This window comes from Paenibacillus rhizolycopersici, assembly GCF_014947195.2.
GTDB lineage: Bacteria > Bacillota > Bacilli > Paenibacillales > Paenibacillaceae > Fontibacillus > Fontibacillus rhizolycopersici.
The window spans coordinates 1-339 of the sequence record NZ_JADCNN020000055.1 but is presented as its reverse complement, the minus strand read 5'-3'; the positions used below and the strand labels follow the sequence as shown (position 1 = coordinate 339).

Genomic DNA, 339 nt, shown 5'->3' with positions numbered 1-339 from the left:
GTAATGGATGTACTCTTGTACCGTTTGTACAACGATTGCAGTCGTTGTACAAGTGAGGTTTTCTAGGTAGAACGTTTCAGACTTTAGCGTGGAATGAAACGATTCGATGAGGGCATTATCAGCGGGTGTTCCCTTACGGGACATGCTCATGGTAATGCCCTTTTCCTTGATTGCTCTTTGATAATCGTTTGATGTGTAAACGGAGCCCTGGTCGCTATGTAGCATCGATCCGTTCACGTCAGGCAGTTGATTTAGCGTGTCTAAGACAAACTGGACATCCTGCTTATCTCCAATACTGTAGGCGACAACTTCGCCGTTGTACAGGTCTAAAATGCTCGA

1 protein-coding gene is annotated in these 339 nt (G+C 45.4%); it reads right to left on the bottom strand.

Annotated features, from left to right (window positions below; genetic code table 11):
• Positions 1-339 (bottom strand): DDE-type integrase/transposase/recombinase (locus IM700_RS22995; RefSeq protein WP_193419162.1); only part of this gene is annotated, 339 nt, incomplete at both ends.